Consider the following 23,167-nt stretch of genomic DNA (forward strand, 5'->3'; position numbering starts at 1 on the left):
AAAAACGGACAAATTTTGTCCGTTATTTATCATCCAAACTGAGAACGCTTAAGAATGCTTCTTGGGGAACTTCAACATTCCCAACAGCTTTCATGCGTTTCTTTCCTTCTTTCTGCTTTTCAAGAAGTTTTTTCTTACGTGATACGTCGCCTCCATAACACTTCGCTAGGACGTTCTTGCGCATTGCTTTAATGGTGCTACGGGCAATGACTTTGGTGTTGATGGCTGCTTGAACGGGAATTTCAAACATGTGTCGTGGGATCACGTCTTTGAGTTTTTCCGTAATCGCTTTGCCGCGACGATAGGCAAATTCCTCAAAGACGATGGTACTTAAGGCGTCGACAATCTCTCCATTAAGCAGAATGTCCATTTTGACAAGTTTATTGCGTTTGTAATTGGAGAATTCATAATCGAAGCTTGCATATCCTTTGGTACCACTTTTGAGGCGATCAAAGAAATCATATACAATCTCGAGTAATGGCATTTCATACGTTATCTGAACCCGGTTTTCACCAATGTACTGCATATCGGTAAAGATTCCTCGTTTTGTCTGACACAGTTCCATGATTGTACCGACGTAGTCTTCTGGTGTCATAATGGTTGCGGTGACGTAGGGTTCTTCGATATAATCAATTTTCTGAATCGGTGGCATATCACATGGATTGTCGATGCGAACCATCGATTGGTCGTTTAAATGAACTTTGTAGATGACACTTGGACTGGTAGCAATAATTGGGATATTAAACTCGCGATCGATTCTCTCTTGAATAATTTCCATGTGAAGCAATCCTAAGAATCCGATCCGAAATCCAAAGCCAAGCGCTTGGGACGTCTCTGGTTCGAAGATTAATGATGCATCGTTTAACTTCAATTTTTCTAATGCGTCGCGTAAATCTTCATAATCATTACTATCAATGGGATATAAACCGCAAAAAACCATCGGATTTAAGGTTCGATAACCAGGTAGGGGTTGGTCCGCTTGATGTGGTACAGAGGTAATGGTATCACCAACACGAACATTTTGAACGTTTTTGATTGAAGCGGTTAAAAAGCCAACATCACCTGGACCTAGTATCTCTTTCTTCTTCTCGCTTGGTGTGTAGACACCGACATCGATGACTTCATATTCTGCTTTGCTTGCCATCATCTTGATGCGATCTCCTTTTTTCACGGTTCCTTCCATAACACGAATCGATGGTATGACACCGCGATAAGCATCAAAGTAAGAGTCGAATATCAGTGCTTTTAAAGGCGCATTGGGATCGCCTTGCGGTGCTGGTACAAGAGCAACGATTTGTTCCATGATTTCCGTAATCCCAATTCCTTCTTTCGCACTGGCTAATACGGCATCACTGGCATCTAGACCGATGACATCTTCAATTTCATGTTTTACCTTCTCGGGTTCTGCACTGGGGAGATCAATTTTATTAATGACAGGAATAATTTCAAGATCATTATCAAGAGCTAAATAGACGTTCGCAAGGGTCTGTGCCTCTATTCCTTGTGCCGCATCAACAACTAGTACTGCTCCTTCACAAGCTGCTAAACTCCGTGATACTTCATAGGTAAAATCAACATGACCGGGGGTGTCAATCAGATGAAAGATATAGGTTTGGCCATCTTTCGCTTCATATTCAAGTTCTACGGCATTGAGTTTAATCGTAATACCACGTTCCCGTTCGATATCCATCGAATCGAGCACTTGGTTTTTCATATCGCGTTCGCTGACGCTTTTGGTGTATTCTAAAATCCGATCAGCGAGGGTGCTTTTACCGTGATCGATATGAGCAATAATCGAAAAATTACGAATCATTTTTTGGCGTTTACTTAACGCTGATGTGTCGATTGGTTTACGCATTCGATCACCTCCTTGTTTCCGTTACATTATTGTACTATATTATCGCTTTATAATCAAATAAAAAAAGGCAAAGTTTAGCGGATAAAGACATATGTATCCGCGGTGCTACGCGTCGGATCATACCGATAGTTATCGCAATCGAATTGTTGGATTCCGTCTCGGGTTGTTATATGATGTTTAATTAAATAATTTAACATCTGTCCCCGTGCCATTTTTGAATAGGTTGCTAAGGATTGCAAACGACCATTCTTAGTGGTATAAAATTCAATGGAAATCATTGGTTGCGACATCATTTTTGAAAACTCGTTGGATGCTAGATTAATAATTAGCTCATCTTCAAAGGCATCATCAACATCCCAATAACTATATAAGTTGAAGCCTAGTGATGATTTCATATCCAATCGATATGGTTTAATCAGGGTTCCCGGTGTTAAGACACCATAGAGTGCATCAAAAATCCGAACATGCGTTTGGATGTAGTGATAATCAGCAGATGTATAATGATCACGGTCCAGTTGCTTAAACACCAGTCCTGTAAAACTAGGAAACGCTTGATATCCTGGAGATTTGTAAAAATTCTTGTACTCGTGATACGTTTGTTTTAACAAATCACCGTTCACATGTAACGCTTTGGAAAGGGTCGTTTGATTCATTTTTCTGATTGTACTTACAAGCTTTTTTGTTCTCGTTGGATAAAGTAAGTCTAACTGAGGTAATTCGGCAATCGTTTGATACGATGCGGTCTTACTGGGTGAGAGAATTATTTTCATATGTTTCACCTCGTATCTATTATATAATTATGCTATAATAAAGGCAAGAAAAGGACGTGTATATTATGCTAGTTACATTTTTGTTTGATCGGTACTTTAAACGATTACCCGATGCTCGATTTGAACGATTTTGGGAAAAGCGAATATTGACAAATATTCGTCTGTTCCCGCTTGCCTTTATGGTATATTATATTCTCGGTGTTTGGCTAGTATCGAGTCTTATCCTAATTGGCAATGAGTCCTTCTTCATCGGACTACTGGTATTTGGAGTTGTTGCGCTCTTATATGGATATGGGTTGTTGCGATCAATTCTGCGTTTTTACGGAACGTATACAAAACGCTATTTAATGATTAAGTCAGGATATCGAGAAGATACCTTTGATAAAAGCAATGTGGTAAATTAAAGAGATGGAAAAATTCCATCTCTTTTTTTAAAAGAAAAACCTATAAGCCATGTTCTGTCCCCGAAAAGGGTGGTAATCATTTATCTCTGCTTGCGCAGCTCCATTGTTGGTTCAATTCCCACGCTGGAGTGCCCCTACCAAATTTGGGTTTCTAGCTTGAGGGGTTTACCCGTTCCACCTGAATGGTTTCCCATCCAGCTCGTCTCTGTGGCACTTTTAAAGGTACTACCACCATCTAACAGGTGGCCTCCCAGCCGTCACACAAGGTGTGCATAGAGTTATGGTTTTCTCTATCACAAACACTACAAGCATCGCAGCTTGTGCTAGCATGGACTTTCCTAACGTTTCCGCTCGATTACCCAGTTATTCTTTTATCAACGCTTTTACAATAATTTCCAAATCTTCAATACATGTACCACAGGCAATACCAGCTTCGTTGATATCACCGATGTGATCGATCGTCTTGGCTCCTTTTTGAATCGCCTGTTTGATCTGCTTGTACGTAACTTCCGCGCAATAACAGATTACATCATCATCTTGATACATGTGTCAAACTCCTTATTTGTCCGATGTGTTTGGTTTACTGTCTTTTTTGTAAGGTTTATGGTCTTGTTTCTCTGTACGTGGGGGTTTTGGCAATGTCGCTTTGCGCGATAAATCAATCCGACCACGATCATCGATACCAATCACTTTTACCGTAATGATGTCTCCGAGTTTGGCGACATCTTCGACCTTAGCAACGCGCTCATGAGCAAGTTTTGAGATATGACATAGTCCATCCGTACCTGGCCATAATTCGACAAAGCATCCAAATTTTTCAACGCGGACAACTTTACCACTGTAGACTTCGCCTACTTTCGCTTCTTTAACGATTTCTTCAATAATAGCAATCGCCTTTTCGATGTCTTCTAGGTTGCTGTGCATAATGAAGACGCGACCATCTTGTTCAATATCAATTTTAACGTTGTTACAATCTTCAATAATTTGGGTGATTTGTTTTCCACCTGGGCCGATAACATCGCGGATTTTATCCGGATCGATATGGAACATTTTGACTTTTGGTGCATGTTTACTTACTTCTTTACGTGGCTCACTGATAACTTCATTCATGTGATTCAAGATTTCCAATCGTGCCTTTTTCGCTTGATGTAAAGATTCCTCTAAAATATCTTTGCTTAGGCCTTCAATCTTAATATCCATTTGTAAAGCCGTGATTCCCGCTTCAGTTCCTGCTACTTTGAAGTCCATATCTCCATAATGATCTTCCATACCTTGAATATCGGTTAAGATACTATAGAAATCTCCCTCTTTAATCAATCCCATGGCAATACCAGCTACTTGTGCTTTGATTGGAACACCAGCTGCCATCAAACTCATACTACCGGCACAGATGGTTGCCTGCGATGAGGATCCATTGGATTCGAGAATTTCACTTACTACACGAACGGTATAGGGGAATTCTTCATCGTTTGGCATCACTTGACGTAACGCCCGTTCTCCGAGCATTCCGTGACCAATTTCACGGCGTCCAGGCCCACCATAACGTCCCGTTTCACCAACGCTGAATTGCGGAAAGTTATAATGTAACATGAAGGTTTTCTTTTCGATTTCGTCTTCCATTCCATCGATCACTTTGTATTCACTCATGCTACCCAATGTAGTGAGTGCAACCGCTTGTGTTTGTCCTCGGGTGAACATCGCACTACCGTGTGTTAACTCAAACAAATCAATTTGCGAGTCCAGTGGGCGAATTTCATCGAGTTTCCGACCATCCGGCCGAACTTTATCTTCTGTTACAAGACGACGCATTTCTTTTTTGACGATGTTACTACAAATATTACGTACGTCATTAACTAAATCGTTACGTTCGGGTCGTTCAAGATCTTTATTGTTTTCTTCGTATTGTGTTGCAACGCGATCTGTAATCGCTGCTATGGCTGCCCCACGTTCTAGTTTTTCCTCAATTCGAACAGCTTCGATAAGTTCTTTTCCAACAAGTTCTGTTACTGCAGCGGTTAATTCATCAGGGATTAATTGATACTCATAATCACCATCTGGAAGTCCAACTTCTGCAATGATTTCTTCTTGAAATTCACATAATTTTTTAATCCATTCATGACCGAACAAGATTGCTCCTAGCATATCCTCTTCACTGACTTGTGAAGCACTGGATTCAACCATATTGATTCCGTCTTTTGTTCCAGCAATACTAAGTTCAATGGTACTGATTTCTTGCTGTTCTTGTGTCGGATTGATAACATATTTCCCATCAATCATTCCGACATTCACACCGGCAATCGGTCCTTGGAAGGGAATATCACTAATTCCTAAAGCCAAGCTACTTCCAAACATCGCTGTCATTTCGGGAGTGTTGTCAGTATCTGCACTCATCACTTGATTGATGATTTGCAAATCATACATAAATCCTTTGGGGAAGAGTGGGCGGATCGGTCTATCAATTAGGCGTGCAGTAAGTGTCTCGTTATCACTTGGTCGACCCTCTCTTTTGAAGAAGCCACCTGGTATCTTACCAGCGGCATACATTTTTTCTTGATAGATTACCATCAATGGGAAGTAGCTCATTGTTGTCGGACGTTTGCCAACTGCGCATACGCTAAGTACAGCGGTATCTTCATATCGAATCAACGCAGCACCAGCAGCTTGTTTAGCCATTTCGCCAACTTCAACGCTCAACTTTCTACCATCGAAATCCATCTCGAAAGTTCGTTTACTCATTTCTTTTTCCTCTTTTCTTTTCTTCTCTTATTTTCTCATCTTTTTATCTAGTTTAATATATTAACATATTTGTATCAAAATAGAAAGGTTTACACGCACATTCGAAAAAAAAGACGGTACCCCGTCTATTTTCGTAATGCTTTATAGCCACCATATACTGGTTTAATATCATGAATTGTGATGACCACATCATCTTGTTTTGATCGAATAATATCAATTGTTTCCGGCACGCGTTTTCGCGGTACATGGAGATACAAAATTTCCCGTTTATCATTCATCCCATACGCATTCACACTCGTGACGGCAAACCCATTTGCCCGTAAGTGTTTGGCCATCTTTTTACCGTCAATTTTATGGGTGATGACTTCGATACTGCTGTCACCAATCGCAAAGAAGTTTTCCAACTTGCTCCCGGTATAATTTCCAACGGCAAACCCAAGGGCATATATGACCACTTTAAATGGGTCTTCGGTAATTCCGGTTAAAACGGTACTGACTATTAAGACCCAAATAATCACTTCAAAGAATCCAATAAATGCGCCTTTGACTCGTTCGTTTTTCGTAATTAAAACAATCCGAAGCGTTGCCAAACTCACTTCGAAAACTTTGATAACAAAGATTAAAAAATACAATAGAATTGGGTTCATAATAATCACCTCATTTGCATAATTTGATTCATTCAAACGAGATAATTATACTCCTTTTTTTGATTCTGTCAACTAGAAAATAAAAGAATTTTCAAAATCATACTTTACCTACTAAAAACAGGTCGATAATCGACCTGTTTGTGTTTACTTCTGGGCAAGCTTTTTTGGTTTTGGACTGGATTTCTTTGGTTGTGTTTCCTCATCTTCTTTCAACTCGTTAAAGTATTGGGCACTAGCTTTTATTATTCCTGTAATCGGGATTGCAAGAATGACTCCGGCAATGCCAAATAAGGCACCGAAAAAGATAAAACTAGACAAGACGAGTAAAGGATGCATATTCACTTCTTTACCCATGATGTATGGTTGTAAAATGTTCCCCTGAATTCCTTGAATGATCAGATTGACCGCAATCAATCCAATAAAGGTCCACTCACCAAGTAACAATGTATCTTGAACGGTAAACGAGTATAGAATTGGCAAGGTCATTCCGATGAATCCACCAATATAAGGGATGATATCTAAGAATCCTAAGGTGAAACCAAAGAAGAGACTGCGTTGAAAGTTAAAGCCGAAAGCCATAAACATAATTGTTAACGCGATACTCATAATAAACATGACTAAGAACCGTCCATTAAAATACTTTTGAATGACATCGTTGGCGCGTTGTCCGAGTTCACGGGTATGATGTTTGTATTTTTTGGGTACTACAGAAACAATTCCTTCAAAGATGGTTTCTTTTTCTTTCAGTAGGAAAAAGAGAAAAACAGGAATTAAAACAATGATAATCACGATACTACCAATACTTCTGACAATATTTACAACATTAAATATCACTGGTGATGCATTATCAAAACTAATATAATCCTGCAGGGATTGATAGGCGGATTCAATCGATGGATTTTGATCGATGAACTTATTTACCCATAAGACAATGTTATCCCAATCATTTTCAAAAAATGAGACGCCTTGTTCATAAATAATGATACCGACAAAATATAGAAATAACACGATGGCTACTGTGATTATAATAAAGACAATAACAACGGCAAGCAAGCGATTTTGAACTTTCATGTGTTTCTCTAATAATCGCAGCATTGGTTCCACAAGATAACTTAAAAATAATGCAATACCAAAAGGTACTACTATCGAGTTGATTGCAGTCCGAAAGACTTCCAACTGATCATTAAATAATTGATTGATATAATACAATGATACAAGGGATAAGGTTAGAATCCCTAGATTTTGAAGGATACGAGTTCGTTTTTTCTCGGTCATATCCACCACCTCCTAGATAATATTATACAATAGATATCGTAAAACGCATAACAAATAAAAAAAGGTGCAAACACACCTTTTTGTTATCGACGTAATCCTAAACGAGCAATCAATGAACGGTAACGTTCAATGTCTTTTTTCGCTAAGTATTTCAACAAATTCCGACGACGACCAACTTTTTTTAGAAGTCCACGACGACTATGATGATCATTTTTATGAGCTTTTAAATGTTCATTTAGTTCGTTGATTTCCGTAGTTAAGATTGCAACTTGAACTTCTGGACTTCCGGTATCGCCATCTTTAATGCGATAGTCTTCGACGATCTGTTGTTTTGCTTCTTTGCTAATTGCCATTGTTTTTCCTCCTTATTTAGTTACTTACCATACATCGACGTATAACGTTGAGGATTCGATATACATAGACATAGGCGCGATATTAATTATAGCATATGATTATGATAAATCAAGTATTATTATTTGAAATCTTTGAATATGTCGAGGGTATCGAGTTTATCTTGATCAATTTTGGCGATAAGGGCTTCAACAGAGTTAAATTTCAACTCATCACGCAGTCGCTTAATGAACTTAATTTCAATCACTTCACCATAGATTTCTTCATCAAAATCGAAGATATTGGATTCGACACTAACATCTACACGACAGTTTAGTGTTGGATTATGGCCGATACTACTCATTGATTGATACCATCGGTCTTTTACTTTGGTCATTGTCGCATAGACACCATTTTTGGGAACCAAGTATTCACCGGTATCAATATTGGCAGTTGGGTACCCAATCATTCGTCCTTTTTTAGCACCATGAACAACTTTACCACGAACCGAATAATAATCACCAAGGACATCATATACTTGATCGACATGTCCGGAGTTAATTAAATCGCGGATGTGGGTTGAACCAACTTTATAGCCACCATAGGTGATTTCATCGACGATAATGGTTTCAAAATCATCGTGTTCTTGTAAGGTTTTGACATTCCCACTCCCGCGAACTCCGAATTTAAAGTCAAATCCACAGACCAGTGTATGAATGTTTTGGAGATACGTATCAATGAATTCGTGCGGTTTGAGGACGGCTTTTTCTTTGGTAAACTCAACGACATAAATCGTATCAATATCAAATGTTTTAAAGATTTCAAGTTTTCGTTCGAGAGGAGTAATGTAGAAGTAATCCAACCCATATAATATACTTTTGGGATGGATATCAAACGTGATGATTGCGGTATGAAGATTGTGTTCTTTACCAATATGAATCGCGGTTTCAATCAATTGCTTGTGGGCCAAGTGAACACCATCAAAAAACCCGATTGCGGCAACGGTGTTGGATTTGATTTTGATGCCGTTTAATGTGATTACTTCCATAGTATCATTCCTTTATAAATACATTTATAGCTTTTAATAACGGTTTATCAGGATGGTTATCATAAACCGCAAGTAGGTTGCTATTCGAATCGAGAATCCGCACTGGACCTTCTACTATTCGATCCAATGCTCGACCATGTCGGACATCGTCATAGATTGTCTCATCAGCCATTATCGCTGGCAGAAACGATAAGGCATCCCCAAGTGGGATGGGCGTTGGGATATCGTTTTTTAAATCGTCCAAGGTATAGCTATCTTTAATATGGAATGGTCCCGCTTGAATCCGGTGTAATTCGTAATTATGAGCCGGATACCCCAATTTCGCACCAATATCATAGGATAGGGTACGGACATATAATCCTTTTGTACCATACACGAGATAATCAAAATAGGCATGATTGTTCTTGTATAGAATATCAGATATCCGCTTGATGTCAATGATTTTCACGTCTCGTGAGGGACGATCCTCAATTGTGATTCCCTCGCGAGCATATTCATATAATCGTTTACCGTTATATTTGATGGCGGAGTACATTGGTGGTGTTTGATGATAGTTGCCTTTAAAGGATTCTAAAACATCATCAACACCTTCTAATGATGTCACTTCTTTGGTCGCAATTACGGTTCCTGTTTTATCTAGGGTTGTTGTGCTGGAACCGATGGCAATGCGAGCTTGATAGGTTTTTTCATCTTGATTAAAGAACTTGATGATTTTCGTCCCATCATTAATCCCAAGTATGAGCAAACCAGTCGCATCCGGATCCAATGTTCCAGTGTGACCGACTTTTTTGGTATGATATAATCTACGAACAATATTCACCACATCATGGGATGTCATTCCCTGCGGTTTGTTTACCAATAGGATTCCATTCATAAAAACCACCACTTATAGTATACAAATAATGCAAAAAAAAACCAAGTTTTACTTGGTTTAATTATGCGCTTTTAATCCAATCAACTAGTGCATCTTTTGGCATGAAGCCAGCGCGTGATGCGACTTGTTTCGCATCGTTAAATACAAGCAATGCAGGGATACCACGAATGCCGTATTCGACGGCCAATGATTGGTTTTCATCAACGTTTACTTTCACAACCAAAATGTCTTCGTTTTCACGAGCAATTTGTTCTAACACTGGACCGATCATCCGGCATGGTGCACACCAATCAGCGTAGAAGTCCACGACAACGCGACCTTTGGCAATTTTATCTTTAAAATCATCTGCTGTTGCATATACTAATGGCATAGTTTATTCCTCCTTCTGAAATACAAAACTATTATACTTAATATTAAAGCGATTATCAATCGTTTTACAAAATTATTTGAAATTGACGATGGTTACACCATTGCCACCTTCGTTGCCTTCACCATCACGATGACTCTTAATGTGTTTGCTGCTATCTAGATATTTCTTCACAAGCTTACGTAAGGTGAGGGTTCCATAGCCATGGATGATCGTTGCAAATGGCATATTCGAGACGAGACAATCATCAATATATTGATCGAGTGCGTGTTTCGCTTCTTCGTATCGCATACCCCGTAAATCCAACTCAGGGGACACGCGTTTTTTCACGGACTTAATGATTTTAGATTGCGGTTCTTCGATAACTTTCCGTTCGATGAACTCGATATCATCTTCGTCAAACGTTGAACTAAGCACGCCCATCTTCACAATCCATTGGTTGTTGTTTTGCTTTTTAATCAGTTCCCCCGTACGATTAAACTTGAGAACATTCACAATATCACCTGGTTGATAGGTATGTTCTTTGGTGCTGGATTCCAACTCTTGATCAAGATTCAACTGCTTTGTCTTGTATTTTAATTCGGCAATTTCATGGTCTTTAATGTTCGCTTTTTCTTTCAATGCTTCAATCTCTTTGATAAGGTTAAGCGCATGCTCTTTTGTGTCTTGTAATATTTGACTTTGTTCTACTGATATTTTCCGATTGTACTTCTGTTTTTCCTTCATTAGGTCAATCTGTAACTGCTCGTTGTGTTTGACCAGTTTTTTATTTTCAGCGATTAATGCTTCATACTCCGTAATTCGTTTATCCAACTGTGCCCCTTTGTGTTCCAGCTTGTTAATCAAGTCACTTACTTCAGACTGCGAAGTTAATACGTTTGCTTTGGCAGCTTCAATAATTTTTTCATGGAGGCCGAGACGTTCACTGATTAATAATGCATTTGATTTACCTGGTGTTCCGAGTAAAAGGCGATAGGTGGGTTGCAAGGACTCGACATCAAACTCAACCGATGCATTGATAATTTCTTCTTTATCATAGGCATATGCCTTTAGTTCGGGGTAATGGGTTGTCGCAATGACATATACGCCACGAATCCGTATATAATCGAGCAAACTAATTGCTAAACTTGCCCCTTCTTTAGGATCGGTTCCACTTCCAAGTTCATCGAGTAAGATTAAGGATCCAACGGAGAGGTTGTTGATGATATCGATGATACGGGTCATATGAGAACTAAAGGTTGATAGCGATTGCTCGATGCTTTGTTCATCGCCGATATCGGCAAAGATATTTTCAAAGATAATGGTTTTACTACCATGTTCCACTGGAATTAATAGTCCACTTTGATTCATGAGCGATAATAATCCCATCGTTTTTAGGGTAACGGTTTTACCACCGGTATTGGGACCAGTAATGATGATGATGCGTTCATCTGGTTGATATGTAATTGTATTGGCTACAACGTCGTCTTGATTAATTAACGGATGGCGTGCATGACGCAAATCAATCGTGTCTTCCGTGATATCTGGCATCGAACAGTCATACGCTAATGCAAATTTTGCTTTCGCAAAAATCACATCAAAGGTTGTTAACAAGAAAAAGTTATTGGATAACGGACCATACTGATCACCGACAAGTAACGTCAGTTCATGCAATATCCGTTCGACTTCGCGTTCTTCTTCCAGTTTCAATAAATTGATCTCATTATTGATTTCGGCAACAACCTTCGGTTCGATGTATGCCGTCTCCCCACTTTTGGAATAATCGACGACTGAACCGTCAAAATTGTTCTTCTCGCTGAGTTTTACGGGAACAACGTATCGATTGTTGCGAATCGTGATTAACGCTTCTGCTAGCTTATTCTTTTGGCTGTGGAGGATGTGTTGTAACCGTTCATTGATTTTTTGTTCATTGCGTTGAATTTTATTCCGAATTTTTAACAAAGCACTCGATGCATTGTCATGAATATACCCATCAATCGTAATCACTTGCTCAATTTGTTGCTTTAATCTGGGAGTGGGGGCAAGTTCATCATAATACGGAGCTAAGTAATCACAATCAATCTCGTGTTCTGTGACTTGTTTAAAGAAGCGAACCGCGTTTGTTGTCGCTTCGATTAATCCAATCACGTCTAAAAAGTGCGTCGGACGTAAAATCGAATGGATTTTTGCTCGATACAAAATATCACTGACATCGCGAATCCCACCAAAAGGCATCTCTTGGTAGCGATTGATAATGTCCAGTGCTTGATTGGTTTCGTTCAGTAAACGACCGATTAGTAATGGATCGTTTGTTGGTGTAATTGCCGCGACAAGTTCTTTTCCCTGCAACGTATGGGCATAGGACGCGACCATTGTCAGGATTTTGTCGAACTCAAGCGAGGTTGTATGAAAATGCATAAGTATCACTCCCGGATACTATTTTACCAAAGAATATGATAAAATAATAGAGTGAGGTGGACAAAATGAGCTTTGTATTAGCACTCGATGATCAACAAGCCCAGAAAATCATGATTTTTTACCGTGATTATCAGCAAGATAACCCAAACGAACATGTTCGTTTTTTTGCGCAGACTACAGTTGTCACAATCACCTTATACCATTCTGGCAAGCTGGTGTTCCAGGGGGATGACGCGAAAGCGGAGTATGATATGTGGGTCCAGATTTTACAGATTACCGATACGCAACCACAACCACAACCCAAGAAACCGTTGCGCGCATCCTACAATGATTATTACTACAGTTCAATTGGAAGCGACGAAGTGGGTAAAGGCGATGTCTTTGGACCGATTGTCGTTTGTGCGGCATTCTTACCCAAAAACAAAATGGATTATATCAAGGGACTTGGAATCAAAGATTCGAAGCAATTATCGGATGAACGGATTCGCTATATAGGCCGTGAGTTAATCAACTCGATTCCTTACAGTGTCTTAACCCTTCATAATGAAAAGTATAACGAACTCGTCCGTAGTGGCTTTAATATCAATAAAATGATGGCGTATCTTCATAACCGAGCAATTCTTAATGTTCTTAAAAAAATTAATGGTTCCCCCGAAGTCATCACCGATCAGTTTGTTCCAGAGCACCTCTACTATCGCTATTTACATGACGAACGTAACGTCTATAAAAATGTGACCTTTCTTACCAAAGCGGAATCACACTATGCGTCTGTTGCCATCGCATCGATCATTGCACGCTATGCCTTTTTACGTCAGTTTGATGAGCTCTCAAAAGAATCTGGATTCACCTTATTAAAAGGTGCTGGAAAACAGGTTGACGAAGTTCTTGCGGACATTATTGAGCAAAAAGGCGAAGGCTTTTTATCCAGTTATGCAAAAATGAATTATAAGAATATCGAACGTGCACGTGAAATGGCAAAAAGTAGCGATTGAAACATTTGATATAAATGGTATTGTACGTTATAATATATAGTGAATAAAGGAGATGATTATATGAATAAAAAATTAGCAGATGCAATTAACACCCAATTAAATTATGAAATCGAAAGTGCACACGTATATCTTGCAATGCAAGGATATGTTGCAACCCTCGGATTAGAAGGCTTTGAAAACTGGTTAGGGATTCAATATCAAGAAGAGTTAGCCCACGCCAAAAAGTTTATCATGTTTATGAATGAACGCGGGGCTCGCGTCGAGATTCGCGGATTTGAAAATCCTCGCAATGACTTTGAATCATTATTAGAAGTCTTTGAAGTATCATTAAAACATGAAAAAGGCGTTACAGATCGGATCAATAATCTGATGAAAATCGCTCATGAATTAAATGATTATGCTTCCATTAGCTTCTTGCAATGGTTTGTTGATGAACAAGTTGAGGAAGAAGACAACTTCCAAAAACTAATTGATAAAATCAAAATGGTATCCGATGGTGGTGGCTTATACCACTTGGATAAAGACTTAGCTACAAGAGTGTTTGTCGATCCAAACGCCCAACAATAATACAAAAAGACACGATTTCGTGTCTTTTTTTTACTTCATTTCCACCTGATACGTAAATTCAATTGTACTGTATTGTTGTTCGAGCATCTGAATGACTTCTACTTCCAAATTGCTGAAGCTTTCTACGGTCTGAATATATCCCAGAAAATCCACTAATGTCCCTGTGTATTCAATCCCGTTATATCGTTCAAACTGAGCCCCCGAATCACCATAAATGAATACATCGAATCCAACATCATACAACAGCATCTCATAGCGCTCATTTGTGGTTAAGTCATAGAGTCCTACTACATTCCCATCAAATGGATAGGCATAATATAGGATATCCTGTTCTATTACAAATAGCATTCCTTTAAACAACGTTACATTATCGGTAATATCACTGAATTCAAACAACTCATTCGATAATAACTCATTTTGGAAATAGACTTTATTTAACTCCGTATCAATTTCAAACTCGTATTTGTAGTCAGCTTGCACTTCGTAATGATAGCTATTTGCTCCTGTTTTATAGACAATATATCGTGTATTATCAACCGTAAGATATTGACGATTATCGCGATTCAACTCGCGAAATAAAAATACACTATTTAAAAACGTATCACGCATAAATGTATCACGAACTCGATCACTGATTTCAGATACAGCTTCATTATTGGAACCAATCAAATTTAAAGATGCATCTAGGAACTGGGATAAGACACCGTATAACTCCTCAGGATATTCCACTGGATCAATATAGTAACTAGCTAATACGTCCTCAACTGCGGTAATCTCTTCAACCGACATTAATCCACCGGTTATTCCTCTCGCTTCTAGTTCTTCTGTGATTGTCTGATCGACAACGCCGTAACACTCAGGATCATTTTGACAATCCTCGATTGCATCGGATATTTGATCAGGAGAACATGCCGAAAGGACAAACACGACTATAAATAACACCATGACAAGTGTGTATCGTTTCATATATATTTCACCTCATTTTAATAATTTAACTCGTTTATATTGTACTAATTATAATGATTCTAACCAACTATAATGCATTAAAAAAGGCCACGAGAGGCCTTTAATTTCGTTTGCATTGCATCTGTTTACATTACAGGATTATTCTGAGTATATGCATTAGGTATAAAAACAGCGACATGCAACGTTTCCCTAGTTCTAATATATCAAAAAAAGACCACAATTGGTCTTTTATTTTGCATTAATAAGAATTTGTAAGACATCGTCTTTGGATAGTTCTTTGAATCGTCCTACGGATTCTCCGTATCGTGTTGCATAGGAGGCAATTTCATCAAATTCTTTGTCATCGATGTTAACATTGGATAACTGTGTAGGCATATGAATCGATTGGTAGAAATCAAATACCGCCTGGATTCCCCGTTTGGCAATCTCCATATCGGTGCCCCTATCTTCTACTTCCCATACATTAATGGCAAACTCTTTAAACTTTTGAACATTGGACTCATCTAGAATATAGTTCATCCAATGAGGACCAAGTATTGCCAGACCATCGGCATGAGCAATATCATAATAAGCACTTAGGACATGCTCGGTTGTATGATTGAAGCCATCCCACGTATTACTGAAGCCCGTTAAACCATTTAGGGCTAATGTACTACCAAACATCAAGTTTGCTCGTGCTTCATAGTTTTCAGGATTGTCTATTGCTTGTGGACCATAATGAATAACGGTTTTCATGATTGCCTCACAAATGCGATTATTTAGGTAATTGTCATTTTTACTGAAATAAAACTCATAGACATGCGTTAACGAATCGACAATCCCACACCCGGTTTGATGTTGATTAACAGTAAAGGTGTTGCGTGGATCTAAAATCGAAAACTTGGGATAGGTATAAGGACTTCCCCATCCGTGTTTTTGCTTGGTTTTCAGATTCGTTACGACACTTCCCCGGTTCATTTCACTACCGGTGGCACTTAAGGTAAGGATGGTTCCAATCGGTAGCGCTCCTTCGGATTGGACTTTATAGGAATAAAAATCCCAAGGGTCGCCATCGTAGAGTGCTGCGGATGCAATTCCTTTAGCGGCATCAATGACACTTCCGCCACCAACGGCTAAAACGAGATCAATATCGTGCTTCTTACAGAGTTCTCCACCTTCACGAACCGATTCAATCCGAGGATTGGGATCAATCCCACTCAGTTCAACGATGTCGATGTTGTTGGATTGTAATAAATCAACAACCTTGTCATATAGACCCATTCGTTTAATACTGGATTTTCCATAGACTAATAGTACTTTAGATCCAAATTCCTTAACTAAATCAGGTAATTCTTGTAGTTTGTCATCGCCAAAATAGACGCGGACAGGGTTATGAAATGTAAAATTGTTCATTGTTTCACCTCGTTATGTTGTATTTGGCCAAATGGCCAAATCGATTTCCCAAAATAAATTAATAGGGCGAAAAGAATCAATAATGCAACCCCAACAAATCGGGGGATTGCCTCGGTGACTGTACTCAATAATCCAAAGTACAGAAGGGAGTTTGCCGCGTATAAAAAGAGATAACTACCCAGGAGTGTTCTAAAATACTTCACAAACGTCATCGATGATAAGGGTAGGGCGATTTTAATCGGATAGGTTGGGACACTCGGCATCCCAATGACAATAATATGACGCCAGGTAACGGTATTATTGATCCACTGTAAGATGGTTTGTGATACTTTTTTATGGAGCAAGGCATCATGGCTGAGATGGCGCAACCCATGAATCATACCGTATAATAGTAGAATACCAAGGATATTCCCTAATAATAGGATACCATATCCCAGCGGGATTCCTAAAAAGGTTAGCGCCAACGACATTGTTAAAAAGCTCCACGGATTTTCCGTAAGCGGATGAGCAATTCCAAACAATAGAATCAACCAAATCGCATAGTCATCGTATTGATTGACAATTTCCGTTACCCAGGCTGCGATGTCCATATAATCACCATCTTTAGTATATCAAAAAAATCAAAAAAGACGCTCAAGAAAGCGTCTTTTTAAAGAATATCGATCGCGGTAATTTGATGGGCGGTGAGTGATGCATCCCCAATAAAGACGAATTTATTGTATACATCAATCCGGGTAATCCGTCCTGTTACCGTGTGAAGCTTGTGTTGTTCATAATAGGTGACAGTGACATCTTGATGGAGGATATAGGCTTGCTCAAGGGAATAATTCAATTCTGCTTCTTGATCAGGACTCAGTGTTGGCATATCAATCCACTCGCGTCCCTCTAGTAAATCACGAATGTATTCACCTTGTTCAAGTAAGGCGTTAAACGGCATCCACTTCATCATCTTCCGGTCGTGATAGACATAATCATGCATTGTGTCCACCTACCATCTTGGTTCGTTCTTTTACTGTTGAATTCTCGGTTAAACTTGAAGCTCGTAATACGGCACTTTTTCCATAGCGGAATTGAATGTTATCGAGCGATGAATGGAGTTTGTGATCCTTAATCACTTGATTCATGTCTTTAAATAAATTGAGTTGAATATAGTATTCTTCGACTAAGTTTGATAATCGTACCGTTACTTTTCGTATTGGCGATACGCCATCATAAAACTCATCAAATAACATCATACAGGAATTATAGACTTCCGCTTCGTTTACCGTTGGAAACGGTAACGTAATTTGACGATTAAAGCCGCCACCACCGGTATCTCTGGAATAGGAAATTCCGAGATTGACAGTATAGGCTTTTTTATTTCCATGACGTAGTCGTTTAACGACATCATCGGTCATCTCCAAGATGATTTGCGTGACTTCTTCACCCGAATAATCATGATAGAGCGTTTGGCCGTGGCCAACACTTTTGGAAACGGGTTTATAAACGAGTTTCTCATTGATAATGGACATATCAATCCCATGGGCGTGATGATAGAGTTCTTCACCCATAATGCCGAAATAGCGTTGCAACTTCTCTAGTGGGTAATGGGCAATGTCACCGATACTATAGAGTCCTAAGCGATTGAGATTGCGCTCCATGTTTCGTCCAATCCCCCACATCTCCGAAAGCGGACTGATTGGCCACAGTTTTGTCGGGACGTCATCATACGACCATTTGGCGATGAAAGTCGGTGACTTTTTACTCTCAATATCAAGTGCAATTTTACTGAGCAACATATTGGGTCCAATCCCACAAGTAGCCGGTATTTGTGTGGTATCCATAATGTCCTTTAGGATGATTGCCGCCATTTCTTCATCGCTTTTTTGATAATAAGTAAGATACGTGGTCAAGTCTAAAAAGACTTCATCAACACTATAGATATGAATGTCTTCAAACGAGACGTATTTTAAGTAGATCTCAATAATCTTTGTCGACACTTCCAAATACTTGTTCATTCGTGGTTTAGCAAAGATAATCCGCGGATCATCGGGTAATTCAAAGACACGACAACGCGATTTTACACCACGTCGTTTTAAGAATGGTGTAACCGCCAAAACAACACTTCCGGTACTGCGTGATTTATCAGCAACAACAAGAGGTGTAGTAAATGGATTAAGACCACGTAAAGCGCATTCTACGGATGCGTAGAAGCTTTTTAAATCAATGCAAAGAATATTGCGATAGAGTCGATACTGGTCCATGATTACACCTCCTTTACTCTATTATATCAACCATTTTTTAGTTCAGCAAGGCGGCGAAAATCATCGAAAATTGATTTTATCTTGTAGTAAGGACGTAAATCCCTTTTTTAGAAAAATATTTAAAAAAAACAACTTTTTACGAGTTGTTTTTTGGTCGATAGGATTGAAAATATTGAAAGGGGTAAGAACGGTCACAATCGATACCTGAATTGAGTGATAAGTTGGTAAATACCATTTTGAGGTCAATTTCTTGTCCTGTAAGGTATTGATTTACTTGTTGAATACATGTTACCGCAAATTCAACGGCCTCATCATAAAGCTGATACACATCTTTTGTGGATGGCTCATTGGTCACGGGATGATACCACGTTGCGTGGTTTTTGTTGTGAAAGTCATAATCCTCCACATGATGAAACAAGGATAAATCGGCCATGAATAAATCGGCTTTTTTATTGAACAAATCAATGAATTTATATAACTGCTTCTTGATGCCAAAGCGATCGGTTACCATATATTTTAAGACACGGTACATGTACTGTACCGATTGTTGATATACGCGGTCCCCATAATCAATATCAAATTGATGTTTCAGTGTTGATTTCATTAACTCTAGCACTTCTTGTGGTGGGCGTTTTAGCGGAAAATAATACCGCGTTACATTCATCCATCGCGAGGACTTATTTTGCTCCTGTTCCATTAGTAAGGCGTCAATTGAGCGTTCAAACTTTAAATGAAGGCCACGGTATTGATACGTTTCAGGCTTGGTACGTTTGTAGACGCCGACACGATGATATACGTAGGGATGAATCTTCACATCAAGGGCGTAATGGCAAATATAGCCAAATAAAAAACTGTACGCTTCTTTGGTGTAATGTTTTTTTACATACTCCGTCATATGAATCATTAGTCCTTGGGTGTCGGTATCGTGCATCCGATCCGCATACATGCGATATTCCTTTGCAGATTTGTGCCATGTCGCATAGTACATGGGGTCACTGTTTTGCGCCCCCAAGAATGCGATTTGTCGATCAACGTTCGTTGTCTCAAGCTGCTTCATTACATCCTCGGTTAAACGAGAATGCATATAGACATCTGCCATTATTCTAACTCCTCTAAGAAGGCCGTAAAATACTCTGGCAGTTCACTTGTAAATTCCATGTATTCGTTGGTTACCGGATGAATGAATCCCAGTGTTTTTGCATGTAAAAACTGACCGTGAGTGGTATCGGTTTTTCGTAATCCATATTTGGGATCACCGACAATCGGGAAGTTAATATAATTCATATGAACCCGGATTTGATGGGTACGTCCTGTTTCTAAATGGCATTCAATTAACGTATGCGCCGCGAAACGCTGCACGACATTGAAATTCGTTACCGCAGGTTTTCCATGTTCAACAACAGCCATCTTTTGCCGATTCTTCGGATCGCGGCCAATGGGAGCATCAATTCGACCTAGGTTATGTGGAATCACACCATCCACAAGTGCAACATAGGTTCGTGTAACGGTTTTTTCCTGTAATTGTTTTGATAAGTGTTCCAAGGCTTTTGGGGTTTTAGCAACCATCAACAACCCACTGGTTTCTTTGTCGATACGATGAACAATACCGGGTCGTATTTCGCCTTTAATGGCTTTGAAATCAGGAATATGATATAAGAGTGCATTCACCATCGTTCCTGAGTAGTTTCCAGCACCTGGATGAACAACCATATCATCGGATTTATTCACAACAATGACGTCGTCATCTTGATAGACAATTTCAAGGGGAAGATTTTCTGGTGTGACATCAATTTCTTCCTCTTCCATCGGTTCAATAGTAATGACGTCGCCTTCTTTGACTTTGTAGTTTGTCTTAACAACCTCATCATTTACAAGAATATACTCCTCTTTAATCATCACTTGAATCGTACTTCTCGAATCTTGTAAAAGATCCGCCAAATATTTATCTATTCGGTCGAGTCGTTGGTCGGCTTTGACGATGATTGTTTCCATTGTAACCACTCCTCGTATAGAATATCACTGGCAAATAAGAACATCCCGACAACGAGACAAATATCCGCAATGTTAAAGATGGGGAACGTTGTGTAGCTCCACAAATCAATATTGATAAAATCAATCACTTCTTGAAACAACGCGCGATCAATAAAATTACCAATTCCCCCGGCAATCATTAGGATGATGCCATAGGTATACAACTTTTTGGTTTTTAAATTTGCATCTTTTAATAACCAGTAAAACAGTACACCAGCAATGACAGTGATGATATAGAAAAAGACCATATTCCCATCAAAAATACCCCACGCAGCACCCGTATTGCGGTGGGAGGTAATCATAAAGAAGTTCTTGATGACGACAATTTCTTCACCCAGTTCCATTGTTCGGAACACAAGTTGTTTTGTCAACTGATCAAGTGCAATCAAAATAACAATGATAATACCGGGAATCAGAACGGTTTTTTTCATGGGGGTCACCTCTATGTAATATATGTGAAGTAAATAATTGTCAGAACAATAAATGTTAGGACAGCCAGTACAATTGTACTGCGTCGATTATAAATCTCGTAGTTGATGGATTCGATATGATAGTGTTGCAAGGTTTGACTAAAGATGGAAGCTGCCGCACTGGCAACAATGCTCATCATTATATACATTCCCAGAAAGAAAAACTTCATATAAGGAACGTATAACAAACTAATAACAATGGTTGGTGTTAAGAATATCGTTCCTAGAATAAGGTATGTAATTAGACCAGAAAGAGAACTTAACATAATCTCTTTAACCGTATATGATCGAATGATTTTTACAATCTCAAGATTATTCATCATACGCACCTCCAAAACGACCTTCTAGGTAATCAAGGGCATCATCAAAGGACGTTACTGGAACAATAATCATATTCGATGATAGTTCTTCAAACGTCTTCATCGCTACTACGTAATTATCATTCTCGCTATCGCTTAGATGCGGTACAAAGAAGACATCTATGTTGTTCATTGAAGCGGTGATAATCTTTTGCCGAACACCACCAATGGCCCCAACCGATCCATCGACTCGGATTGTACCCGTTCCTGCAATCTTTAAACCACCTGTAATATCGTTTGGCGTTAATGCATTGTACACATAGAGCGTTTGTAGTAGTCCACCACTACTGCCACCAACATGAGACTGATGAATCGTATATTGGACATCCGTGGTGAGAATTTCACTAAAATCTCGTACAAATAATCCAAACGCACAATAATCATCCAATTGATGTTTGGTTATGGTATAGGTGAGTTCTTGATCATCCCGTAAGACAACGAACTCACCGGTCGCATTACATGCAACCTCTTGAATCGCGGTATTGATATCGGTAGATCCGTTGACAGATAATACGATATCGCCGATTTCAATCGTATCCGCATCCAAATAATTATAGGTTAAGTACACCATTGTATTGGTTTCATAATCAATGGTGTGGTTGGTTCGAGAAATCCCGACAATCAAACTTTTAACCAAGCTATCGTCATGATACAGTGAACCCGTAATCGTTAAATCACTGACATCAATCGTATCGTAATATTCGGGGTATTCTTCAATGTCGACTTTATTTTCGAACTCACCAACAAGATATTGAAGCAAGGTGACACGATCCAATGAAATTACGCTTGTTGTATGTAAACTTCCTTCGACCGGATACGCTTCTTCAATCGTGATGAAATCTCCGACTTCACTATTTAAACCCGGAGCAGTTAGTTTTAACTCTAATGGAAATAACGATACAAACAGACTAATGATGGTTACGCCAATAAGAACAAAGAACGTTGTGCGATACTGTAGAAACGTTTGTTTCACTCGGTAATGTGCAACTCCATTGGTTGTAGTTGTCTCGTTGAAACACCACTGGCTTCAAACATCCGTCGTGACGCAACAAAAATATCACGATCGTGATACTTATCTTCCAGATACACGACTTCCTTGATCCCACTTTGAATGATTAATTTCGCACAATCGTTACAAGGAAATAATGTGACATACAATGTCGCATTATCCAGTGGTTCTGTGGCATTTAATATGGCGTTAGGTTCCGCATGGACAACGTAAGGATATTTACTATCCAACCACGATTCTTTTTTGTCCCACGGGAACTGATCATCTTCAATCCCAAACGGAAACCCATTGTATCCAATCCCGACAATTCGTTTCTTCGTATTGACAATACAAGCACCGACTTGGGTTTGAGGATCTTTACTTCGCATCGCACTGAGACGGGCTACACCCATAAAATAGGTATCCCATGATATATAGTCTGTTCGTTTCATA

At 39.1% G+C, this 23,167-nt stretch carries 25 protein-coding genes and 1 other RNA gene; 3 read left to right on the forward strand and 23 right to left on the reverse strand.

Features of this window, described 5'->3' with window-relative positions; translation table 11 throughout:
* Positions 1–22: 22 nt before the first annotated feature.
* Together lepA and G4Z02_RS08900 are read right to left on the reverse strand one after the other, a co-directional pair.
* Positions 23–1,858, reverse strand: coding sequence for a translation elongation factor 4 (gene lepA / locus G4Z02_RS08895; RefSeq protein ID WP_258877668.1), 1,836 nt, complete (start codon positions 1,856–1,858; stop codon positions 23–25).
* A 74-nt stretch (positions 1,859–1,932) separates the two neighbouring features.
* Positions 1,933–2,628: a YaaA family protein gene (locus G4Z02_RS08900; RefSeq protein WP_258877669.1), complete on the reverse strand. Its 696-nt coding sequence runs from the start codon at positions 2,626–2,628 to the stop codon at positions 1,933–1,935.
* A 65-nt stretch (positions 2,629–2,693) separates the two neighbouring features.
* Between G4Z02_RS08900 and G4Z02_RS08905 the strand changes: the two genes are divergently transcribed.
* Entirely contained in the window at positions 2,694–3,032 is a 339-nt protein-coding gene (locus G4Z02_RS08905) for a hypothetical protein (protein WP_258877670.1), read from the forward strand.
* A 38-nt stretch (positions 3,033–3,070) separates the two neighbouring features.
* Here G4Z02_RS08905 and rnpB read toward each other — a convergent pair.
* From rnpB to G4Z02_RS08955, 10 genes are all read right to left on the reverse strand, one after another.
* An RNA gene (gene rnpB, locus G4Z02_RS08910) (RNase P RNA component class B) lies at positions 3,071–3,399 on the reverse strand.
* On the reverse strand, positions 3,396–3,578 hold the full coding sequence (locus G4Z02_RS08915) for a (2Fe-2S)-binding protein (protein WP_258877671.1): 183 nt from the start codon (positions 3,576–3,578) through the stop codon (positions 3,396–3,398). The genes rnpB and G4Z02_RS08915 overlap by 4 nt, the downstream gene beginning before the upstream one ends.
* A gap of 12 nt (positions 3,579–3,590) precedes the next feature.
* Complete coding sequence (locus G4Z02_RS08920; protein ID WP_258877672.1) at positions 3,591–5,768, reverse strand: polyribonucleotide nucleotidyltransferase; 2,178 nt, start codon at positions 5,766–5,768, stop codon at positions 3,591–3,593.
* Between the two features lie 125 nt (positions 5,769–5,893).
* The gene (locus G4Z02_RS08925; RefSeq protein ID WP_258877673.1) at positions 5,894–6,415 is read right to left on the reverse strand and encodes a DUF2179 domain-containing protein; all 522 of its coding nucleotides are present in this window, start codon (positions 6,413–6,415) and stop codon (positions 5,894–5,896) included.
* Between the two features lie 144 nt (positions 6,416–6,559).
* The gene (locus tag G4Z02_RS08930) at positions 6,560–7,690 is read right to left on the reverse strand and encodes an AI-2E family transporter (RefSeq protein WP_258877674.1); all 1,131 of its coding nucleotides are present in this window, start codon (positions 7,688–7,690) and stop codon (positions 6,560–6,562) included.
* 83 nt (positions 7,691–7,773) lie between these two features.
* Positions 7,774–8,043, reverse strand: coding sequence for a 30S ribosomal protein S15 (rpsO, locus tag G4Z02_RS08935; protein ID WP_258877675.1), 270 nt, complete (start codon positions 8,041–8,043; stop codon positions 7,774–7,776).
* Between the two features lie 119 nt (positions 8,044–8,162).
* A complete protein-coding gene (locus tag G4Z02_RS08940) occupies positions 8,163–9,068 on the reverse strand; it encodes a bifunctional riboflavin kinase/FAD synthetase (RefSeq protein ID WP_258877676.1) in 906 nt (301 codons plus the stop codon).
* A 4-nt stretch (positions 9,069–9,072) separates the two neighbouring features.
* Positions 9,073–9,942, reverse strand: a complete 870-nt coding sequence (truB, locus tag G4Z02_RS08945; protein WP_258877677.1) for a tRNA pseudouridine(55) synthase TruB — start codon at positions 9,940–9,942, stop codon at positions 9,073–9,075.
* 61 nt (positions 9,943–10,003) lie between these two features.
* Positions 10,004–10,312: a thioredoxin gene (trxA, locus tag G4Z02_RS08950; RefSeq protein ID WP_258877678.1), complete on the reverse strand. Its 309-nt coding sequence runs from the start codon at positions 10,310–10,312 to the stop codon at positions 10,004–10,006.
* A 72-nt stretch (positions 10,313–10,384) separates the two neighbouring features.
* Positions 10,385–12,706, reverse strand: coding sequence for an endonuclease MutS2 (locus G4Z02_RS08955; RefSeq protein ID WP_258877679.1), 2,322 nt, complete (start codon positions 12,704–12,706; stop codon positions 10,385–10,387).
* 65 nt (positions 12,707–12,771) lie between these two features.
* Between G4Z02_RS08955 and rnhC the strand changes: the two genes are divergently transcribed.
* Positions 12,772–13,698, forward strand: a complete 927-nt coding sequence (gene rnhC / locus G4Z02_RS08960; protein ID WP_258877680.1) for a ribonuclease HIII — start codon at positions 12,772–12,774, stop codon at positions 13,696–13,698.
* 60 nt (positions 13,699–13,758) lie between these two features.
* Positions 13,759–14,265: a ferritin gene (locus G4Z02_RS08965; protein WP_258877681.1), complete on the forward strand. Its 507-nt coding sequence runs from the start codon at positions 13,759–13,761 to the stop codon at positions 14,263–14,265.
* 30 nt (positions 14,266–14,295) lie between these two features.
* Here G4Z02_RS08965 and G4Z02_RS08970 read toward each other — a convergent pair whose 3' ends face one another.
* The 11 genes from G4Z02_RS08970 to G4Z02_RS09020 form a co-directional block, all read right to left on the reverse strand.
* Positions 14,296–15,231, reverse strand: coding sequence for a hypothetical protein (locus G4Z02_RS08970; RefSeq protein WP_258877682.1), 936 nt, complete (start codon positions 15,229–15,231; stop codon positions 14,296–14,298).
* Positions 15,232–15,459: 228 nt separating this feature from the next.
* Positions 15,460–16,623 carry an iron-containing alcohol dehydrogenase gene (locus tag G4Z02_RS08975; RefSeq protein ID WP_258877683.1) on the reverse strand — a complete coding sequence of 388 codons (1,164 nt, stop codon included), beginning with the start codon at positions 16,621–16,623 and terminating at the stop codon, positions 15,460–15,462.
* Entirely contained in the window at positions 16,620–17,213 is a 594-nt protein-coding gene (locus G4Z02_RS08980) for a hypothetical protein (protein WP_258877684.1), read from the reverse strand. The genes G4Z02_RS08975 and G4Z02_RS08980 overlap by 4 nt, the downstream gene beginning before the upstream one ends.
* 59 nt (positions 17,214–17,272) lie before the next feature.
* Positions 17,273–17,602: a YolD-like family protein gene (locus G4Z02_RS08985; RefSeq protein WP_258877685.1), complete on the reverse strand. Its 330-nt coding sequence runs from the start codon at positions 17,600–17,602 to the stop codon at positions 17,273–17,275.
* Positions 17,595–18,866, reverse strand: a complete 1,272-nt coding sequence (locus G4Z02_RS08990; RefSeq protein WP_258877686.1) for a Y-family DNA polymerase — start codon at positions 18,864–18,866, stop codon at positions 17,595–17,597. The genes G4Z02_RS08985 and G4Z02_RS08990 overlap by 8 nt, the downstream gene beginning before the upstream one ends.
* 136 nt (positions 18,867–19,002) lie before the next feature.
* The gene (locus tag G4Z02_RS08995) at positions 19,003–19,965 is read right to left on the reverse strand and encodes a zinc dependent phospholipase C family protein (RefSeq protein WP_258877687.1); all 963 of its coding nucleotides are present in this window, start codon (positions 19,963–19,965) and stop codon (positions 19,003–19,005) included.
* Positions 19,965–20,858: an RluA family pseudouridine synthase gene (locus tag G4Z02_RS09000; protein WP_258877688.1), complete on the reverse strand. Its 894-nt coding sequence runs from the start codon at positions 20,856–20,858 to the stop codon at positions 19,965–19,967. The genes G4Z02_RS08995 and G4Z02_RS09000 overlap by 1 nt, the downstream gene beginning before the upstream one ends.
* Complete coding sequence (gene lspA, locus G4Z02_RS09005) at positions 20,813–21,328, reverse strand: signal peptidase II (protein WP_258877689.1); 516 nt, start codon at positions 21,326–21,328, stop codon at positions 20,813–20,815. Before lspA ends, G4Z02_RS09000 begins: the two co-directional genes overlap by 46 nt.
* An 11-nt stretch (positions 21,329–21,339) precedes the next feature.
* Positions 21,340–21,690, reverse strand: coding sequence for a hypothetical protein (locus G4Z02_RS09010; RefSeq protein ID WP_258877690.1), 351 nt, complete (start codon positions 21,688–21,690; stop codon positions 21,340–21,342).
* The gene (locus G4Z02_RS09015; protein WP_258877691.1) at positions 21,680–22,699 is read right to left on the reverse strand and encodes a S16 family serine protease; all 1,020 of its coding nucleotides are present in this window, start codon (positions 22,697–22,699) and stop codon (positions 21,680–21,682) included. The genes G4Z02_RS09010 and G4Z02_RS09015 overlap by 11 nt, the downstream gene beginning before the upstream one ends.
* Positions 22,696–23,166, reverse strand: a complete 471-nt coding sequence (locus G4Z02_RS09020; RefSeq protein WP_258877692.1) for a deoxycytidylate deaminase — start codon at positions 23,164–23,166, stop codon at positions 22,696–22,698. The genes G4Z02_RS09015 and G4Z02_RS09020 overlap by 4 nt, the downstream gene beginning before the upstream one ends.
* Position 23,167: the final 1 nt, after the last annotated feature.

The organism is Candidatus Xianfuyuplasma coldseepsis, from assembly GCF_014023125.1.
Lineage (GTDB): Bacteria > Bacillota_I > Bacilli_A > Izemoplasmatales > Izemoplasmataceae > Xianfuyuplasma > Xianfuyuplasma coldseepsis.

Coding starts and splice junctions, on each gene's coding strand:
- lepA (WP_258877668.1), bottom strand. CDS start 1,858: ATGCGTAAACCAATCGACACATCAGCGTTAAGTAAACGCCAAAAAATG.
- G4Z02_RS08900 (WP_258877669.1), bottom strand. CDS start 2,628: ATGAAAATAATTCTCTCACCCAGTAAGACCGCATCGTATCAAACGATT.
- G4Z02_RS08905 (WP_258877670.1), top strand. CDS start 2,694: ATGCTAGTTACATTTTTGTTTGATCGGTACTTTAAACGATTACCCGAT.
- G4Z02_RS08915 (WP_258877671.1), bottom strand. CDS start 3,578: ATGTATCAAGATGATGATGTAATCTGTTATTGCGCGGAAGTTACGTAC.
- G4Z02_RS08920 (WP_258877672.1), bottom strand. CDS start 5,768: ATGAGTAAACGAACTTTCGAGATGGATTTCGATGGTAGAAAGTTGAGC.
- G4Z02_RS08925 (WP_258877673.1), bottom strand. CDS start 6,415: ATGAACCCAATTCTATTGTATTTTTTAATCTTTGTTATCAAAGTTTTC.
- G4Z02_RS08930 (WP_258877674.1), bottom strand. CDS start 7,690: ATGACCGAGAAAAAACGAACTCGTATCCTTCAAAATCTAGGGATTCTA.
- rpsO (WP_258877675.1), bottom strand. CDS start 8,043: ATGGCAATTAGCAAAGAAGCAAAACAACAGATCGTCGAAGACTATCGC.
- G4Z02_RS08940 (WP_258877676.1), bottom strand. CDS start 9,068: ATGGAAGTAATCACATTAAACGGCATCAAAATCAAATCCAACACCGTT.
- truB (WP_258877677.1), bottom strand. CDS start 9,942: ATGAATGGAATCCTATTGGTAAACAAACCGCAGGGAATGACATCCCAT.
- trxA (WP_258877678.1), bottom strand. CDS start 10,312: ATGCCATTAGTATATGCAACAGCAGATGATTTTAAAGATAAAATTGCC.
- G4Z02_RS08955 (WP_258877679.1), bottom strand. CDS start 12,706: ATGCATTTTCATACAACCTCGCTTGAGTTCGACAAAATCCTGACAATG.
- rnhC (WP_258877680.1), top strand. CDS start 12,772: ATGAGCTTTGTATTAGCACTCGATGATCAACAAGCCCAGAAAATCATG.
- G4Z02_RS08965 (WP_258877681.1), top strand. CDS start 13,759: ATGAATAAAAAATTAGCAGATGCAATTAACACCCAATTAAATTATGAA.
- G4Z02_RS08970 (WP_258877682.1), bottom strand. CDS start 15,231: ATGAAACGATACACACTTGTCATGGTGTTATTTATAGTCGTGTTTGTC.
- G4Z02_RS08975 (WP_258877683.1), bottom strand. CDS start 16,623: ATGAACAATTTTACATTTCATAACCCTGTCCGCGTCTATTTTGGCGAT.
- G4Z02_RS08980 (WP_258877684.1), bottom strand. CDS start 17,213: ATGGACATCGCAGCCTGGGTAACGGAAATTGTCAATCAATACGATGAC.
- G4Z02_RS08985 (WP_258877685.1), bottom strand. CDS start 17,602: ATGCATGATTATGTCTATCACGACCGGAAGATGATGAAGTGGATGCCG.
- G4Z02_RS08990 (WP_258877686.1), bottom strand. CDS start 18,866: ATGGACCAGTATCGACTCTATCGCAATATTCTTTGCATTGATTTAAAA.
- G4Z02_RS08995 (WP_258877687.1), bottom strand. CDS start 19,965: ATGGCAGATGTCTATATGCATTCTCGTTTAACCGAGGATGTAATGAAG.
- G4Z02_RS09000 (WP_258877688.1), bottom strand. CDS start 20,858: ATGGAAACAATCATCGTCAAAGCCGACCAACGACTCGACCGAATAGAT.
- lspA (WP_258877689.1), bottom strand. CDS start 21,328: ATGAAAAAAACCGTTCTGATTCCCGGTATTATCATTGTTATTTTGATT.
- G4Z02_RS09010 (WP_258877690.1), bottom strand. CDS start 21,690: ATGATGAATAATCTTGAGATTGTAAAAATCATTCGATCATATACGGTT.
- G4Z02_RS09020 (WP_258877692.1), bottom strand. CDS start 23,166: ATGAAACGAACAGACTATATATCATGGGATACCTATTTTATGGGTGTA.